Below are 16,286 nucleotides of genomic sequence, written 5' to 3' on the forward strand. Positions count from 1 at the left end.
TCGGTCGTGTCCGGCAGGCTGTCAACGGTCCGCCGCAGGGCTGTCCGGAGCGGACAACGATGCAGGACAACGCCGGACGAGACGGGATCAGTCGGCTCCGGCCGACGGCCCGGCCGAGGCCGAGGGCTTGTCTTCGGCGCACGCCTCCCGGAGCATTGCTGCATGGAGCGCGACGCGGAACGCCGGGCCCTGGCCGAGGTGCAGGCACGCCTCGAGCAGCGGTTCCCGCACCTGCACCCGGACGTCGTCGCGGCAGCCGTCACCGTCGCGCACCAGAGCCTCGACGGACCGGTGCGCGACTTCGTGCCCGTGCTCGTCGAGCACGCGGCCCGCGACCGCCTCGCCTTCGCCGACCCCGAGGCACCCGACCCCGCCCCGGCAGGCGGCAAGGACGGCGCGGACGGCCTGTCGGGCCCCGCCGACGCGTGAGCGCCGACGCCGCGGCCGAGGTCGTCCGGGCGGCCGTCGGTGTGTGGTGGGTCGTGCTCCCCGCGCACGAGGCTCGGCTGGCCGAGATCACCTCCAGGGCAACGGATCCCGGGCGCGGAGTACTCGACACGGCCGAGCGTCGACGCGTGTCCGACGCGGTTGTGGCATCGGTGGCCGCGAGCCGTGCGGTCGGGTACGTGCTCGTGCGACACGCGCTCGGCGAGGTGCTCGGCGTGCCGCCGGGCGAGGTGGCGCTCGACCGGTCCTGCGCGCGCTGCGGCGAGCCGCACGGCCGGGTCCGCGTGACCACGGACGCCGGCCTGCACGTGTCGGTCACCCACGCCGGGCGCGGCGCCTCGTCCGCCGCGCACCCGCCGGCCCCCGACGTCGTCGCCGTCGCCCTGACGCGGCTCGCGCCGGTCGGCGTCGACCTCGTGCGGGTCGGGGACACCGACTTCCCCGGCTTCGAGGGCGTGGCCCTGCACCCCGGCGACGGCCCGGCACCCGACGCCGTGGCGCGGGCGCGCGTGTGGGCCCGCAAGGAGGCGGCGCTCAAGGCCGTCGGCGCCGGGCTCGACACCGACCCGGCGTCCTTCGCCGCACCGCGGCCGGGCGTGCCTGCGCCCCTGGGCCCGGATCGCCTGCCGGTGGCCGTCGCCGACCTCGACGATGCTCGCGGGCCCACACGGCTGCTCGATGAGGTCGGGCTCGTCGGTGCGGTCGCGCTGGCCCGGGCCGACGCGTCGGTGCCGGTGGTCGTGCTCGAGGGCAGCGCCGGGCTCGCAGCCCGGGCGTCGGGGTCAGGGCTGCTCGGGGAGCTCGGACAGCTCGGACAGCTCGGGCAGGGGGCGCTCGTCGAGCCAGGCCGCGAGCAGCCCACGCACCGATGACGATCCGGCATCGAGCGCGCCGCCGCGCGCGGCGTGCTCGACCGCGAGGCCGACGAACGCCTCGGTGCTGACGGTGCCGTCGGCGTGGGTCGCGGTCCAGTCGCGGAGCAGGCCGAAGAACGTCGCGTCGCCGACGTGGGTGCGCAGCGCGTGCAGGGCCAGGGCGCCACGCTTGTAGACCCGGTCGTCGAAGAGGTCGCGCGGGCCCGGGTCGGACAGGACGAGGTCCTGGGGGAGGGCGGCGAGCCGCGCGTGGTGCTCGCGGGCGTTGACCGACGCGGGGACGCCGTCGGCGGCCTCGGCCCAGAGCCACTCGGCGTAGCAGGCGAAACCCTCGTGCAGCCAGATGTCGCGCCACGTGCCGAGAGTCAGGCTGTTGCCGAACCACTGGTGGGCCAGCTCGTGGGCGACGAGCCGCTCGTGCCGCCGGTCGCCGCGCAGCCAGTTGACCCCGAAGGTCGCCATGCCCTGGGCCTCGAGCGGGATGTCGAGGTCGTCGCGGGTGACGACGACCGTGTACTCGGGGAAGGGGTAGGGCCCGAACCGCTCGGACAGCACCGCCACCATCTGCGGGAGCCGGTCGAGGTCGTGGCGGGCCGTGGACCCGTTGCCGACGGGCACGAGGAGGCGCACGCGCAGGGGCACGTCGGCGAGGAGGTGCTCGGTGTAGCGGCCGACGTGGACGGCGGCGAGGTAGGTCGCCATCGGGTGCGCCTGCTCGAAGACGTGCCGGGTGCGGCTGCCCCGCGCCCGGGCCTCGGTGAGCACGCCCGTGGCCGCGACGGTGAACGGCGAGTCGCACTCGACGGCGATGCGGTAGGTGGCCTTGTCGCCCGGGTGGTCGTTGCAGGGGAACCACGTCGGCGCGCCCGTCGGCTGCGAGGCGACGAGCGCCCCCTCGGCCAGCTCCTCCCAGCCGAGCGTGCCCCAGCGCGTGCGCGTCGGACCGGGGGTGCCGGCGTAGGCGATGGTGACCTCGGCGCGCGCGCCGGCCTCGAGCGGACGAGGCAGCCGCACGGTGACGGCGTCGCCGCGGTGGGTCCACTTCGCGGGCGAACCCGTCACGGTGACCTTGCCGACCCGCAGCCCGACGAGGTCGACCCGCAGGGTCTCGACGCTGTCGAGCGCCCGGACCGACAGCGTGGCCCGACCGGAGAGACGGTTGCTCGTGACCCGGTAGTCGAGGTCGAGGTCGTAGTGCTCGACCCGGTAGCGGGGGTCGCCGCGCTCGGGCGTGTACGCGTCGATGACGGTGCGGTCGGTGCGGCGAGGGGGACCGGGGACGCTCACCGTTCAGGCGCCCGGCTTCTCGCGCCAGGGGGCGATCGGGTTGCCCGTCCACCGGCTGCCGGCGGGCACGCTCTCACCGCGGAGCACGAGCGAGCCGGGCCCGACGGTGGCGGTGCGGGCGATCGAGGCCGCCGGCAGGATGACCCCGTGCGGTCCGAGGGTGGCGCCCTCGTCGAGGGTGACGCTGTCCATGCTCATGATCCGATCATGGAACAGGTGGGTCTGCAGCACGCAGCCCCGGTTGACCGTGGCGCCGTCGCCGAGGCTGACGAGGTCGGCCTCGGGCAGCCAGTACGTTTCGCACCACACGCCGTGCCCGATCCGGGCGCCGAGCGTGCGCAGCCAGACGTTGATCGCGGGCGTGCCGGTGGCGGTCCAGGCGAACCACGGCCCGGCGACCATCTCGACGAACGCGTCGACCACCTCGTTGCGCCACACGAACGAGCTCCACAGGGGGTGCTCGACGGCCCGGATGCGCCCGACGACGACCCACTTGGCCAGCGTCGTGACGGCGGCGGCCACGGCGCCGGTGGCCGCGAGGACGACCCCGCCGAGCAGGGCCGCCACGACCCAGCCCCAGCGCAGCGCGACGGCCTCGACGGCGAGCAGGACGCCGAACGCGAGGGCGACGGTCACGATGACCGGCACCACGCGGCACAGCTCGACGAGGCCGCGGAACACCTTGAGCCGCAGCGGTGGCCGGAACGTCCGCTCGTCGTCGCTGCCCTGCGGGGGCCGCCGCAGCCGGACCGGCGGGCTGCCGAGCCAGCTCGAGCCGGCCTTGGACTTCGGCGGCGCCGCGGACAGGACCGCGACGAGCCCGAACTTCGGCACGCGCCGGCCGGGGGCGGTCATGCCGCTGTTGCCGAGGAAGGCCCGCTTGCCGATCTTGACGGGTGCGATGTGCACCCAGCCGTGCGCCAGCTCGTAGCTGCCGACCATCGTGTCGTCGGCGAGGAAGGCACCGCTCGCGACCGTCGTCATCGACGGCAGCAGCAGCACGGTGGAGGCCTCGACGTCGCTGCCGACGCGGGCCCCGAGCAGCCGCAGCCACACCGGGGTGAAGAGGCTGGCGTAGAGCGGGAAGAGCAGGGTGCGGGCCTGGTCGAGCAGGCGCTCGGTGAGCCACACCTGCCAGCCGACCCGGCTGCGCACCGGGTGGAAGCCCTCGCTGAGCCCGAGCGCGAGCAGCCGCACGAGCACGACGGTCAGCGTCGCCAGCCCGACCAGGCCGATGACGGTGACGACCGGCGTCCACGCGAGGACGGTGAGCGCGGCGTCGCCGACACCGGTCGAGCCCCGCAGGGCGCGGGCGAGCACGAGCAGGGCAGGAATGAGGGCGACGAACGGCAGCAGCGACAGCAGCGCGCCCGAGGCGCCGTAGACCGCCACCCACGCCGGGCGCCGGGGCGGTCGCTCGGCCGGGTGGCCGAGGGCCGCGGGGTCGTGGACGCGTCGGGCGGGCGAGCCGGCGACGACGCGTCCGGCGGGGACCGACGTGAGCACCGTCGAGCCGGGCTCGACGATCGCGCCGCGGCCGATGTGGACGTCCGGGCCGATGGTGCTGCGGGCCCCGACGACGGCCTCGCGCCCGACGTGGACGGTGCCGACGTGCACGACGTCGCCGTCCATCCAGTAGCCCGACAGGTCGACCTCGGGCTCGATGCTCGCGCCGGCGCCGATGGTGAGCAGCCCCGTCACCGGCGGCACCGTGTGCAGGTCGACGCCGGGGCCGACCGTCGCGCCGAGCAGCCGGGCGTAGTGCACGATCCACGGCGCGCCGGCCATCGTCACCGCACCCATGGCGTCGGCGAACCGCTCCGCCGCCCAGAGGCGCATCTGCACCGACCCGCCGCGCGTGTAGGAGCCCGGCTTCAGCCCGCGCAGCAGCAGCCGGCACGCGAGGGCGGTGATCCCCATCCGCCCGACGGGCGTCACGAAGGCGACGAGACCGACACCGAGCACCCACCACGACACCGCCCGCGGCCACGTGGCGATCCCCGCCGCGCGCAGCAGCTCGGTGGCGATGCCGAGGCCGACGAGCCACTGCAGGCCCTTGATCGTCAGCAGCACGACCGAGACGAGCGTCTGGAGCAGCTGGGTGCGCCGGGGGATGCGGCGCACGACGCGCTCGGGCGCGCCGACCTCGGCCGCGACCGGCGCGAACGACTCGAGCAGCTCGACCTGGGCGCCGAGCCGCGGGTGGGCGTGGACGTCGGCGACCGTGACGGTGGGGTAGCGCTCGCGGAGCAGCGACACGAGGCGCGCCGAGGACAGGCTGCCCCCGCCGAGGGCGAAGAAGTCGGCCTGCGGCGAGCCGACCGACGTGCCGAGCACGTCGGACCAGTGCCCGGCGACCCACGCCGCGGTTCCCTCGAGGCCCGACGCGTCGGCGTCCGACCCGGCACCGGCCAGCGGCCACGGCAGCGCGGCCCGGTCGACCTTGCCCGACGTGCGCGTCGGGATCGACTCCACGGTGGCGAGGACGGGCACGAGCGCGGCGGGCAGCTCCTCGCGCAGGCGCTCGCGGGCGGCGTCGAGGTCGAGGTGCTCCGACGCCGGCACGAGGTAGCCGACGAGCACCTGGCTGCCGACCGGTGTGGTCTTCACGGCGGCGGCCGCGGCGGTCACGTGGGGCAGCCCCTGGAGGGCGGCATCGACCTCGCCGAGCTCGATGCGCCGGCCGCCGAGCTTGACCTGCTCGTCGGCACGGCCGACGAACACGAGGCCCTCGGCGTCGTTGACGACGAGGTCGCCCGAGCGGTAGGCGCGCTCCCAGCCGAGGGTCGGCATCGGCGCGTACTTCTCGGCGTCCTTGGCCGGGTCGAGGTAGCGGGCCAGCCCGACCCCGCCGATGATGAGCTGGCCGGTCCCGCCCTCGACGACCGGCTGGTCGTCGGGCCCGACGACGGCGAGGTCCCAACCCTCGAGCGGCAGCCCGATGCGCACCGGCCCGACGCCGTCTAGGCGGGCCGCGCAGGCCACGACGGTCGCCTCGGTGGGGCCGTAGGTGTTCCACACCTCACGGTCGGGTGTCGCGAGCCGCGCCGCGAGCTCGGCCGGGCACGCCTCGCCGCCGAAGATGAGCAGACGCACCGGCTCGAGCGCCTCCGCGGGCCACAGCGCCGCGAGCGTCGGCACGGTCGAGACGATGGTGATGTCCTGCGCGACGAGCCACGGCCCGAGGTCCTGCCCGGTGCGCACCAGCGAGCGCGGCGCGGGCACGAGGCAGGCCCCGTACCGCCAGGCGAGCCACATCTCCTCGCACGACGCGTCGAAGGCGACCGACAGGCCGGCCAGCACCCGGTCCCCCGGCCCGATGGGATTGTCCTGCAGGAAGATCCGCGCCTCGGCGTCGACGAAGGCCGCAGCCGACCGGTGCGACACGGCCACGCCCTTGGGCACCCCCGTGGAGCCGGAGGTGAAGATGACCCACGCGTCGTGCTCGGTCGTGACCGTGACGCGTGCGGGGCGCGTCGGGGCCGGCCCGGTGTGCCTGGGCTGCCTGGGGCCCTTGGCGGCCGGGGCCGCCCGGCCCACGGGGCGGATCCGGCGTCGCGGCCCGACGACCGCCGTCACGGCGGCCTCGCCGAACACGAGGTCGGCACGCTCCTGCGGGTCGTCCGCGTCGACGGGGACGTACGCGGCCCCGGCGTGAAGGATGCCGAGCACCGCCACGTAGAGGTCGACCGTGCCCGACGGCGCGCGCACGCCGACGCGGTCGCCCGGGCGCACGCCGGCGCGGCCCAGGTCGGCGGCCAGCGCCAGGGACGCCTCGGTGAGCTCGGCGTAGGTCAGCACGGTGACCGTGTCGTCGACCGCGGGCGCGTCGGGGTGGGCTGCCGTCGTGGCCGCCAGCACGTCGACGAGCGTGCGCGGTTCGGGGGCGCGTGAGGCCGCGCGCAGCCGGTCGGTCACCAGCCAACCTCCTGTCGGGGTTGCGTCACCTCCGACGCTAGAGCCCCGAGGTGAACGGCAGGGGTGGTTCGACGACCTCGTTCGAAGGGGGCTGTAACGCGGAGGGCCCTTCGGCGGATTCAGGGGGTAGGGAGGCGTCGTCGACCCCCGAGCGCCGGCGCCTCCCGCACCCTCTTGCGCCCCTCCCGACCGCGGAAACCGGCGAAGAGAGCAGGGGGCCGAGCGGCCACGACGAACGACCGCTGGTCGACGGGAACGCCCGACTCGCCTCAGGACACGCCGCGTCAGGGGCCCGTGCGCGGGCAACGGTCGTCGGGCCGCGGGACGGCCCGCCGGCAGGGTCGACCGGCCCCGGAAAATCGAGGGATGCGTCCGGTGACGTGGTGCCCTGCGGTGCGGGACGATGTGCACGTGAGCACCTCTGCTGACGCGTCGGCCAGCGAGTTCGCGCGGGTGGCGCGTGACCTCGCGGAGACCCATGGGGTGCTCCCGACGGTGGAGGCGGTGGTGCACCGGGCCGTCGAGGTCGTGCCCTGCGACTGGGCCGCGGTCGCCGTCACCGACCACCTGACGTGGCGCCCGGCGCGGCTGTCGGCGTCCAACGACCCCGGGCTGGCAGACGTCATCGCGCAGATCGCGGGAGGGTGCGGCGCGAGCCCCGGAATCGCGGCCTTCGACTCCGGAGACGTGGTCGTCGTGCACGACCTCGCCGAGGACGGACGCTTCCCGGAGTACGCCGCCCAGATGGTCGCGCGCACCGGGGTGCGCTCGGTGGTCTCGCACGGACTCCGGCTCGCCGGCGCCACCGTCGGCGTCATGACGTGCTACGCCCGGTGCCCGAAGCAGTTCGACGAGGCCGCCGTCGAGCGGGCCCACCTGCTGGCGCAGCACGCGGTCATCGCCATCGAGGCCTCCCTCGCCGACGACCGCGCCGACAACCTCGAGGCGGCCCTGGCCCGCAGCCGCACGATCGGGGCGGCCGTGGGCATCCTCGTCGAGCGCTACCGGCTCACCGCCGACGGGGCGTTCGCGGTGCTGGCGCGCCTGAGCCAGAACAACAACCGCAAGGTCGCCGACGTCGCGGCCGAGCTCCTCGAGACCGGCACCGTGCCCGGGCTAGAACCGCTCGTCGGCTAGCGGGGCCTTCCCCCGACCCGGGCGCAGGGTGACGCCCGTCGCGGCCCTCGACCGATCCGGGCGGTCCGGCGTGGGTGGGGGCGGGGCGACGACGGGTCACCGACCCTCCACCCTGCCGCGCGCCGACGGCCCCGCCTGCGAGGAGGACGGCCATGCCAACCCACGACCGCATCGAGGACGTGTGGGGCGAGCGCACGTCGAGCGGTGGGTGCGCACGGCGTCGACGCTGCACTCCAACGGCGACGCGTTCGACCTCGCCGTCCGCGACGGGAGCGTCGTCGGCGTGCGGGGACGCTGGGAGGACCGTGCCGACCACGACCGTCTCGGTCCGAAGGACCTCTTCGGCTGGCAGGCGATCGGGTCGTCGCACCGCCTGACCCGGCCCCTGGTGCGCCGGGGCGGCGGGTCCGGCGGGCGCGTGACGGACGGGTCGCCGTCGGCACGGTCCCCGGCGAAACGTGGTGCCCGGCAGGCGCTGGGACGGGCCGGCGTCGGGTACGCGTCGGGCATGGCAACCAACGACACCGACACCGCACCCGTCGCAGGGCGCCCGGAGCCCGAGGCGCCGAGCGACCTGCCCAAGGAGTCGTTCCGGGCCGTCGTCGCGCGCGCCCGTCGCGAGTTCCGTCGCGACCGGCTCACCGACCTGGCCGCCGCCCTGACCTACTACGGGCTCCTCGCGCTGGCCCCGGCGCTCGTCGTGCTCGTCGCCGCCATGGGCCTGGCCGGTCCCGACGTCGCCGACCGCGTCGTGCAGCAGACCCAGTCGCTCGCCCCGGGATCGAGCGCCCAGCTCGTCGCGCAGCTCGTGCACCAGGCGCAGTCGAACCGGACCGGCGCCGGCATCGGCGCCGTGGTCGGCATCCTCGTGGCCCTCTGGTCGGCGTCCGGCTACGTCTCCGCGTTCATGCGCGCCTCGAACGTCGTGTACGACGTCCCGGAGGGCCGGCCGATCTGGAAGACCGCGCCGATCCGCATCGGCGTGACCGTGCTGGCCGTCGTCGTGCTCGTCCTGGCGGCCGTCATCGTCGTCGTCTCCGGACCGGTGGCCAAGCAGATCGGTGACCTCGTCGGAGCGGGTGACACCGCGGTGCTCGTGTGGAGCATCGCCAAGTGGCCGGTGCTGCTCGTCCTGCTGTCGGTGCTGCTCGCCGTGCTCTTCTGGGCCAGCCCCAACGCCCGCCAGGGCGGCGTGCGCTGGGTGAGCCCCGGGGGCGTCATCGCCGTGGTCGCCTGGCTCGTCGTCTCGGCCTTGTTCGCGCTCTACGTCACCTGGTTCGCGTCGTACGACAAGACGTACGGCTCGCTCGCCGGGGTCGTCGTGTTCCTCGTGTGGCTGTGGCTGACGAACATCGCCCTCCTGCTCGGGGCCGAGGTCAACGCCGAGCTGGACCGCAGCCGTGCCATCGCCGGAGGGCTGCCCGAGCACGTCGAGCCCTTCGCCGAGCCCCGCGACACCCGCGCCATGGACGACGACGAGCGGGCCGAGGCCGAGCGCGCCGTCCGGTACCGGGAGGGCCCGGGGTGACGACCGGGACGCCCGAGGTCCGGGACGGCCACGGGTCGCGGCTCGTCGACACCCGGGTCCCGCCCGACCCCCGCGGCGTGGCCCTGCTCCTGCACGGCGGCGGCAGCCGGCCCGGCGCCCTGCGGGTCAGCCCGGCGCAGCTGTCGGTGCTGCGCCTCGTGCCGACCGCCGCGCGCATCGCCCACGCGGCTCCCGACGTCGCGGTGCACCGGCTCCTCAACAGCTACCGCGGCTGGGACACCCGGCACACGCCGGTCCAGGACGTCGCCTGGGCGCTCGACATGCTGCGCGCGCGGCACGGCCGGGTCCCGGTGTGCCTCGTCGGGCACTCGCTCGGCGGTCGCGCAGCGATCCTGTCGCTCGGGCACCCCGACGTGCACGGTGCGGTGGCGCTGGCGCCGTGGGTCCGGGCCACGGACGTGCCGGCGCCGGGACGTGACCTCGGTGGCGCGTCGGTGCTCGTGGTGCACGGTGACGAGGACCGGGTCGCGAGCCCGGAGCAGGCCTTCCGGATGGCCCGTGCCCTGTCCGCGCGGGCGCTCGTCGGCTACGTCGCGGTCCGCGGGGGCCGGCACTCCATGCTGCGACGGCACGCCGTCTTCGACGGCCTCGCAGCAGGTTTCGTGGCCGCGACCCTCGGGGGCGCGGGCGCGCGCGGCCGCGGGCGACACGAGGAGAGCGGCGAGGGGCGTGGCGAGGGGAGTGGCTCCGCGGCCGTCGTCGCGCGCGTGCTGGCCGGCGAGTCCTTCGTCGAGGTCTGAGGCCCCACGACGTGCAGGCCCGAGGCGGCACCTCCACCGTGGCGCCGACCCGCACCCGGCGGCACCGGCCGGGGCGAGCGGGTCCCGGAGATCAGCCGATGTCGACAGCCGGCTGCGGCTGCACGGCTCGTGCGAGGTCGCGCAGGTAGTGCGAGAAGCCTTCCGGGGCACGGCCGGTCAGGCGCGACGACGTGACGACGCGTCCGGACGCGGTCGCCTCGACGCGTCCGCCCACGCGCCGCACGGCGTCGACGAGCGCGACGTCCTCGTGGGCGAGCAGCGAGCGGAACCCGCCCGCGGCGCGGTACGTCGAGAGCCGCACCCCGAGGTTGGCCCCGTGCACGTGGCGGTGGCCGTCGGCGCGGTCGTGGGCGCGCACCCACCGGGCGAGCGCGGCCGGTTCGAGGTCGTCGTCGGGCTCGACGAGGCCGACCACGGCGTCGGCCCCGGCCTCGGCCATCGCCACGTGCACCGCCAGCCACTCCTCGGGGACCCGGCTGTCGGCGTCGGTGCCCGCGACCCAGACGCGGTCGCCGGCGGCGGCGTCGCGGCAGCCGATGAGGCGCACGGCGGCCTCGACGCCGGCGGCGCGGGCGCGGCCCACACCCCCGCTCGTCTCGACCACGTGGACGGTCGGGTGGGCCGCAGCCACCCTCGCCGACCGGTCGGTGCACGCGTCGAGTGCCACGACGGCCACGACCCCGACGTCAGGTCGCAGGTCCGCGAGCACGCGGCTCGCGCGCTCGACCGCGGACAGGCAGGCACCGAGCAGGCGCTCCTCGTCACGCGCCGGAACGACGACGGCGACGTGGGTCAGCGCCCCGGGGCGCACGGCAGGGTCGGTGGTCCGCGTCATGAGCGGCCCCCTTCGGGGTCGTGGGTGCCGTGCGCGGCCCCGGTGGGGTGGGTGCTCCTCGGCCCGAGGACGGTGAGGAGGAAGTCCGGCTCGACGTGCTCGACGAGCACGTCGAGCCCGGTGGCGGCCCGCCAGAGGTCGTGCACGGACGGGCCGTCGAGTGGCCAGCCGACGACCTCGTGGCGCCAGTGGCACAGCAGCACGACGCCGTCGTCGGTCAGGCCCTCCTCGACGCGTCGGCGCAGCTCGCGCAGTCGCTCGGGGCTCAGGAAGTAGCCGACCTCCGACACGACGACGAGGTCGAACGGGCCCTCGGGGTGGTCGTCGACGGCGTCGGCACGGCGCACCTCGACGTGGTCGAGGTGGTGCAGCCGTGCGCGGGCGTGCTCGACGGCCGCCGCGCTCGAGTCGACGGCGAGGACGGCGTCGCACCGCGTGGCCAGGTCGGCGGCGAGGGCTCCCGCCGAGCAGCCGACCTCGAGCGCCCGGACGAACCGTCGACGCGGCAGCGCTGCGAGCGTCGTCGCACGCTTGCGCTGCTCGTACCAGTCGGTGTCGGTGCGCCACGGGTCGGCGTCGGAGCGGTGCAGCTCGTCGAGCGCGACATCGGGCTCGGCCGGCTCGGCGAGGAACGTCTCGTGGCGGCGCAGGAAGTGCCCGACGAACTCCGGCGACAGCAGCTGCTCGTCGCCCGGCTCGTCCGACAGCGGAGCCATCTGGGTGCGGTGGAGGGCGAGGGCCTGCGACTTCGAGCGGTGGGTCACGGCGTCGAGCGGCAGCACCATGGCCTCGCGCCACGGCACCGAGGCCCGGGTTCCCCAGTGCCACAGCCAGACCGGGTACTCGACCGCTCGGGCATCGGTCCGGCGGGCCGCGATGCTCGCCGCGCGCCCGGCGGCCTCGTGGCCGGGATGGCCGTCCCCGCGCCACGGCGCGACGACGAGCGTGCGCGACCCGGTCGCCCCGATCGCGTCGACGACGGCGGCGACGATCGTGTCCACGTGCTCCCCGAGACGCCCGTCGGGCAGGCCGCACACCACGAGCCGCGCGCGGGCGGCGAGCATCCCGACCGCGGCGCGGGTCTCGGCCTCGCGTTGCGCGGCCAGCGCCTCGGGCGTCCACGTCGGCGAGTCGGGGTGGGACGCCTCGCCGTTCGACAGCAGGACCACGGTCACCGGCAGGCCCGCTGCCGCCGCCAGGCGGAGGAGGCCGCCCGCGCCGAGGGTCTCGTCGTCGGGGTGCGCGGCGACGACGACGAGCGCGTCGTGGGCCGGCACGTCGAGGCCGGGCAGGCCCTCCCACTCCGGGCAGGCCAGCCAGTGCTCCTCGTCGGTACCGGTCTCGTCGTGCCGGAACGGCACTGCCTCGGCACTCACGGGGCCCCCTCTGCCGCATCGAGCACGCTGCGCCCGAGGGCGGCGGCGTCGCGCTCGGCATGTTCCTGCCGGACGTACAGACGCAGGTCGGCGACCCGGGCCGCGTGCTCCTCCTCCAGCGCGAGCGGGCCGGGACCGAGTGCGTGGTCGACGCGCTCGAGGACCTCCTCGACGGCGCCGGCGACGACGCGTCGCACCCGCAGGGCCAGCCGGGCCCCGTCCGCACCGAGCGCGTCGCCGGCGTCGACGGCCCGGGCCGCGTCGGCCAAGGTGGTCGACGCGACGTGCAGCGCCGCGTCGACGGCGCCGAGGTGCATGAGGGCGACCTGGTCGGGCGCCCGCCGCCGGCACTGGTCGAGCAGCCTCCCCGCCACGGCGCACGCGCCGCCGAACCACACGGCGGCCACGCCGATGCCGCCCCAGGCGAAGCCGGGCCGCTCGAGGTACCAGCCGGGTTCGCCCACGGGCACGGCCTCGGCGTCGTCGAAGGCGACCGGCCCGCTCGGCACGGCCGCGAGTCCGCGGGCGACCCACGGCACGGGCTCGACGCGCGTGGCGCCGGTGCGCAGGTCGACCGCGTAGAGGCGTCGGCGCTCGTCGTCGCACCAGGCCGTGACCAGCGCGTGGCTCAGGGTGCCGGCGAGCGAGCACCACGGCTTGGTGCCGACGAGGTGCGTGATCCCGCCGATCGGGTGGGCCGTCAGCCGCGTGCCCGGTCCCTCGGCCGCGAAGACGCCCCACGTCTGGCCGTCCGCCACGACCGGCACGTCGTACCCGGCGGCAATCGCCTCCGCCAGGATCGCGCGGGCGTCGAGGTGGGGTTCGAGGGCGCGTGCCACGGTGAGGTCACCGGCCGCGACGTTCGCGAGGGCCGCCCAGAGGGTCGCGGTCGCGCCTGCGCCCGGCAGCGGGAACGATTCGGGTGCAAGGGATCCCAGCTCGAGACCCGCTGCGGGGTCACCGGCTCGCTCGAGGGCCTGCTGCCGCAGGTGCGATGCCCGGCCGCCGAGTGACGATCCGTGGACCGCGGGCGTGAACACGGCCGGGCCCGAGGACCCTTCGGGGCGTGGGGTGCCCGGTCGCGTCACGCGGTGCCCTCCCGGGGCGTACGTCGCCGGCGCGCTCGGGGCCACGGGCGTCCTCCATCGTCGGTGCGAGGGGCCGGCCCCCTGCGGTCGAGCACCCCGTACCCCGCGGGCGGCGCGCTGACGCACCGCACAGGCAGGTGGTCCGAGAGCGCGCGCCAGGACGACGCCGCCCCGACTGCGCTTCTGAACCAGGACGACGCCGCCGTGGTGCGCTTACCCCGCGCGGGCCCGTCCGATTCAGGGTCGTTGTCGCACGGTCGGGTTCGGCTGTGGGTGGCGGGTCCGAGAGGTTAGCCTCGCACCCGGCGGCGGTCGTCCTGGAGGGTCTCGTGAGGGGCCTCGCCGAACCGGCGCCGGTACGCGGCGGCGAACCGACCCTGGTGGTAGAAGCCCCACCTCATCGCGACGTCGGTCACGGTCGTCCCGTCGTCGCGCTGCCCGAGGGAGAGGTCGCGACGAGCACGGTCGAGGCGGACCCGGCGCAGGTACTCCGACGGGGTCGTCTCGAGGTGGCGCCGGAACGCCTGCTGCAGCGCCCGCGGCGTCACCCCGGCCGCGTCGGCCAGCTCGGCGAGCGTGAGGGGGTCGGCCGCGTGGGCCTCGATGTGGTCGAGGGCCCGCGACAGGGCTGTCGAGGACGCCGCGTCCTCGCGGTCGGCGACGGTCGGGCTGATGTCCGCCGTCGTGGGGAAGGCGTGGAGCACGGCGGTGGCGACGGCGTGCGACACCGCCTGGCGTGACAGGGCGTGCTCGGCGGTCGCCGGGTGGGCCAGGGCACGTGCGGCGTCCTCGATCGCCTCGCTCAGCGCGCGGCCGCGTCGGGCCGTCAGCGGACGGTGGTCGAGCAGCCGGACGGGCGACAGGTCATCGTCCCGGCCCGGGGCCAGCTCGGTGAGCAGCTGGGGGTCGAACATCGTGACGCTGTAGCGGGCGCGGTCCACGGTCCCGGCGTACGGCCGGTCCGGCGGGGCCAGGGTGAACACCTCGCCCGCCCCGAAGGACCGACTCCGGCGGCCGCCCCCCACCCGATGGCCGGCGATGGCGCCCTCGTGGACGCTGCACAGGCTGATCCGACCGAGCGGGAGCACGTCGTAGCGCATGGTGAAACCGACGTCGAGGTGGTCGATGCTGAGGGCGTCCGGCCCCTCGACCCGGTCGACGTGGGCGTGCGGGTCGGGCGTCGTGCTCCCGATCCGCATCGGTGCGTAGGCGTCGCTGAGGAACGCCTCGATCCGACCGAGATCGGTGCTGTCGAAGACCACGGAGTCCATGGCACGTCCGTTCGCGTGCGGCCTGACGGCCGTCGGTGTCCCTCGAGGTCGAGGGGACGGGCGAGCCGCGGTCTGACCCCACGCCGTCACCTCGAAAGTACCCCCTCCCGAGCCTTCGGGCGCCTTTCGTGCCTCGCGGATCTGCTCGGGCATCCGTTCGGGCGTCCGCTCGGGACTCGCTGGGGGCGACAGGGCGGGGCACCCGTTTGCCTCGTTCGTCGGGCATCGTTTAGGTTCGAGCCGGGCGCACCTCCCTGCGCCCCATTCGAGTTGCCCGACCGCCTTGTGTCCGCGGTCCTGCACCACGTGCCCCGTGGTGCCCAGGATCGGAGAGTCACATGCCTGCGTGCCGTCGGTGCCCGTCGCAGCCCCGCCGTGGGGTGGACCCCCGGCCGAGCGCCCGCGTGCGACGGGTGGGTTCGCGGTGACCGACGGGCTCAACCCCGCGGCCCTGGCCGCCAGCCTGCGCCGCCTCGACGAGCGCGGCGACCCGAGCGCCCTGCGCCCCTCGCTCCAGCGGGTCATCGAGGCCTGCGACCAGCTCTTCGACGTCGACGGCAGCGGCCTGATGCTGACCGACGAGCACGGCGACCTGCACTACACGGCGGCCTCCGACGGCCCCGGCACCCTCCTCGAGCAGGCACAGGTCGAGACCGGCCAGGGCCCCTGCATCGACACCTTCACCCACGACCTCGCGGTGGAGACACCTGACGTCGTGACGGACTCCCGCTGGCCCGACCTCGGACGCCGGCTCGAGGGGCTCGGGGTCGCCGCGGTGCTCGGCGTCCCCGTGCACCTCGCGGGGGTCTGCGTGGGCAGCCTCAACCTCTACCGCGCGCGTGCCGGGGCGTGGGCCGACGCCCAGCAGCCCGCGCTCGAGAAGTTCGCCGAGGTCGCCGAGACGATGATGTCGGCGGCGATTGCGGCCGACCGCGCGGGCGAGGTGGCGAGCCAGCTGTCCTACGCCCTCGACTACCGCGCCCCGATCGAGCGCAGCGTCGGCTTCCTCATGGGCCGCGACGGGATGTCGCAGCCCGACGCGTTCAACCTGCTTCGCTCGACCGCGCGCAACAGCCGGCGCAAGGTCGCGGACGTCGCCGAGCACCTGCTCGGCACAGGCCTGTTGCCGGGAGAGGAGCGCACGTGAGCCCCGAGAACCCCGAGGACCCCGAGGTCCTGCTGCAGCCCCGGTCGGCCGCCCCGGCGACAGCGGCCGGCGGCCTGCTCGACGGTCACCCCGGCCCTCCCGCGCCCCGTGTCGCCGGGCCGGTGCTGCGGCCGGAGGCACTCGATGCCCTCCAGCGCCTCGTCGACGCCCTCGTCGACGAGCCCGGCGGCAGCGAGGACGAGGCCCCCGCGGACCGTGTCCCCACGGCCGAGCTCGACGACGTCGTGCGGCTCCTCGGCGGCGAGGGCGGCCCGGTGCCGGAGGTGCTGCTCCTCGCGCACCGGGCGGTGGCCCTCCGCCTCGAGCGGGACAACCTGCGCGTCGCGCTCGAGACGAACCGCTCGATCAGCGCCGCAGTCGGGGTGCTCATGGGCCTGCACCACGTGACCCAGGACGACGCCTTCGACCTGCTCGTGCGCGCGAGCCAGAACCGCAACCGCAAGCTGCGGGACATCGCCGAGGACGTCATCCGGACCGGCGTGCTCCCCGCCTCGGAGGAGCCGGAGTGAGGGCGTTCGAGGCTGTCTGACAAGCCGAGGGCGCGGGTAGCGTCGACACGTACCCGATCCGTGAG

13 protein-coding genes are annotated in these 16,286 nt (G+C 75.8%); 7 read left to right on the forward strand and 6 right to left on the reverse strand.

What is annotated here, in order from left to right; all coding sequences use genetic code 11:
• The first annotated feature begins 162 nt into the window (after positions 1-162).
• Together BIV28_RS01335 and BIV28_RS01340 are read left to right on the forward strand one after the other, a co-directional pair.
• Positions 163-429 carry a three-helix bundle dimerization domain-containing protein gene (locus BIV28_RS01335; RefSeq protein ID WP_076258639.1) on the forward strand — a complete coding sequence of 89 codons (267 nt, stop codon included), beginning with the start codon at positions 163-165 and terminating at the stop codon, positions 427-429.
• The gene (locus BIV28_RS01340; protein WP_076258641.1) at positions 426-1,319 is read left to right on the forward strand and encodes a 4'-phosphopantetheinyl transferase family protein; all 894 of its coding nucleotides are present in this window, start codon (positions 426-428) and stop codon (positions 1,317-1,319) included. Before BIV28_RS01335 ends, BIV28_RS01340 begins: the two co-directional genes overlap by 4 nt.
• Here BIV28_RS01340 and BIV28_RS01345 read toward each other — a convergent pair.
• Together BIV28_RS01345 and BIV28_RS01350 are read right to left on the reverse strand one after the other, a co-directional pair.
• Entirely contained in the window at positions 1,230-2,609 is a 1,380-nt protein-coding gene (locus BIV28_RS01345; protein WP_076258642.1) for a M1 family metallopeptidase, read from the reverse strand. The two genes, BIV28_RS01340 and BIV28_RS01345, sit on opposite strands and share 90 nt — an antisense overlap.
• A gap of 3 nt (positions 2,610-2,612) precedes the next feature.
• Positions 2,613-6,527, reverse strand: a complete 3,915-nt coding sequence (locus BIV28_RS01350) for a Pls/PosA family non-ribosomal peptide synthetase (RefSeq protein WP_076258644.1) — start codon at positions 6,525-6,527, stop codon at positions 2,613-2,615.
• A gap of 411 nt (positions 6,528-6,938) precedes the next feature.
• Between BIV28_RS01350 and BIV28_RS01355 the strand changes: the two genes are divergently transcribed.
• The 3 genes from BIV28_RS01355 to BIV28_RS01365 all read left to right on the forward strand — a co-directional run bounded on the left by BIV28_RS01355 (position 6,939) and on the right by BIV28_RS01365 (position 9,953).
• Entirely contained in the window at positions 6,939-7,664 is a 726-nt protein-coding gene (locus BIV28_RS01355) for a GAF and ANTAR domain-containing protein (protein WP_076258646.1), read from the forward strand.
• Between the two features lie 181 nt (positions 7,665-7,845).
• Positions 7,846-9,192 carry a YihY/virulence factor BrkB family protein gene (locus BIV28_RS01360; protein ID WP_242652714.1) on the forward strand — a complete coding sequence of 449 codons (1,347 nt, stop codon included), beginning with the start codon at positions 7,846-7,848 and terminating at the stop codon, positions 9,190-9,192.
• On the forward strand, positions 9,189-9,953 hold the full coding sequence (locus tag BIV28_RS01365) for an alpha/beta hydrolase (protein ID WP_083706936.1): 765 nt from the start codon (positions 9,189-9,191) through the stop codon (positions 9,951-9,953). The genes BIV28_RS01360 and BIV28_RS01365 overlap by 4 nt, the downstream gene beginning before the upstream one ends.
• A gap of 91 nt (positions 9,954-10,044) precedes the next feature.
• Here the strand turns inward: BIV28_RS01365 and BIV28_RS01370 are convergent, their stop codons facing one another.
• The 4 genes from BIV28_RS01370 to BIV28_RS01385 form a co-directional block, all read right to left on the reverse strand.
• A complete protein-coding gene (locus tag BIV28_RS01370) occupies positions 10,045-10,809 on the reverse strand; it encodes a glycosyltransferase family 2 protein (RefSeq protein WP_076258647.1) in 765 nt (254 codons plus the stop codon).
• Positions 10,806-12,185 carry a bifunctional PIG-L family deacetylase/class I SAM-dependent methyltransferase gene (locus BIV28_RS01375; protein WP_083706937.1) on the reverse strand — a complete coding sequence of 460 codons (1,380 nt, stop codon included), beginning with the start codon at positions 12,183-12,185 and terminating at the stop codon, positions 10,806-10,808. The genes BIV28_RS01370 and BIV28_RS01375 overlap by 4 nt, the downstream gene beginning before the upstream one ends.
• Positions 12,182-13,225, reverse strand: coding sequence for an acyl-CoA dehydrogenase (locus tag BIV28_RS01380; protein WP_076258650.1), 1,044 nt, complete (start codon positions 13,223-13,225; stop codon positions 12,182-12,184). The genes BIV28_RS01375 and BIV28_RS01380 overlap by 4 nt, the downstream gene beginning before the upstream one ends.
• A gap of 338 nt (positions 13,226-13,563) precedes the next feature.
• Entirely contained in the window at positions 13,564-14,544 is a 981-nt protein-coding gene (locus tag BIV28_RS01385) for a helix-turn-helix transcriptional regulator (RefSeq protein WP_076258652.1), read from the reverse strand.
• A 424-nt stretch (positions 14,545-14,968) separates the two neighbouring features.
• Here BIV28_RS01385 and BIV28_RS01390 point away from each other — a divergent pair, with 424 nt between their 5' ends.
• On the forward strand, positions 14,969-15,691 hold the full coding sequence (locus BIV28_RS01390) for an ANTAR domain-containing protein (RefSeq protein WP_076258754.1): 723 nt from the start codon (positions 14,969-14,971) through the stop codon (positions 15,689-15,691).
• Entirely contained in the window at positions 15,688-16,221 is a 534-nt protein-coding gene (locus BIV28_RS01395; RefSeq protein WP_076258653.1) for an ANTAR domain-containing protein, read from the forward strand. The genes BIV28_RS01390 and BIV28_RS01395 overlap by 4 nt, the downstream gene beginning before the upstream one ends.
• The last annotated feature ends 65 nt before the right edge of the window (positions 16,222-16,286 follow it).

The sequence above is a fragment of the Intrasporangium flavum genome (genome assembly GCF_001956915.1).
GTDB classification, from domain to species: Bacteria; Actinomycetota; Actinomycetes; order Actinomycetales; family Dermatophilaceae; genus Monashia; species Monashia flava.

Coding starts and splice junctions, on each gene's coding strand:
- BIV28_RS01335 (WP_076258639.1), top strand. CDS start 163: ATGGAGCGCGACGCGGAACGCCGGGCCCTGGCCGAGGTGCAGGCACGC.
- BIV28_RS01370 (WP_076258647.1), bottom strand. CDS start 10,809: ATGACGCGGACCACCGACCCTGCCGTGCGCCCCGGGGCGCTGACCCAC.
- BIV28_RS01385 (WP_076258652.1), bottom strand. CDS start 14,544: ATGGACTCCGTGGTCTTCGACAGCACCGATCTCGGTCGGATCGAGGCG.